The sequence below is a fragment of the Formivibrio sp. oc-25 genome, from assembly GCF_055810895.1.
Genome location: NZ_JBVVOL010000099.1, coordinates 1 through 657, shown reverse-complemented (window position 1 = coordinate 657; position 657 = coordinate 1). Strand labels below are relative to the sequence as shown.

Annotated in this window: 1 protein-coding gene; it reads left to right on the top strand. The window is 57.8% G+C overall.

Annotation, left to right across the window (positions count from 1 at the left end; all coding sequences use genetic code 11):
* Positions 1–531, top strand: a 531-nt coding sequence (locus AC0KVQ_RS16505; protein WP_473422289.1) for a DMT family transporter, incomplete at its 5' end; no start/stop codon positions are given.
* Between the last annotated feature and the right edge of the window lie 126 nt (positions 532–657).

Sequence of the window (657 nt, the reverse complement as noted above, 5' to 3'; positions counted from 1 at the left end):
CTGCTCGCCAAATACCTGCTGAAGGAAACCATCGGCAGCGTGCGGGGATGGTGTGTGATTGCCGGCTTCTTGGGGGTGCTGCTGATCGCGCATCCCGGCGGCCAGCTTGATCCGGTCGGGGTGGTCTGCGTGCTATTGGCCGCCTGCATGGATGCCCTCTATCAACTGCTGTCCCGCCTGCTGGGCAGCACGGAACGCAGCATTGTCATGCTGTATTACTCGGCCCTGGTCAGTGTGATTGTGCTGAGTCTGGGCCTGCCCGGTTTCTGGACAGATTTCCAGTTGTCGCCACTCGATGCCGTGCTATTCCTGTGGCTGGGTCTCGCAGGCGGTGTCGGGCATTACCTGTTTACCGTTGCCTATCGGCATACCCCGGCCTCAACCCTGGCGCCATTGAACTATCTGCAACTCTTCTGGGCCGGTCTGCTCGGCTGGCTGATATTTGGCCAGCTACCCTCTGCGATGAGTCTGCTGGGCATGGCCATCATTGTTGTTTCGGGCATTGTCGCGGCGGTGCATGGCCGGCGCTAAGGCCGTACAAGGTTTGTACCGGAATCCACCCCATCTGATCCGGTCAATTAACCCCATTCTGATTCTGTTACCCCACTATTCCGGCGTGATTAACTGAAAAAAGCGGTCATTTCTGGCCAAGTTTTT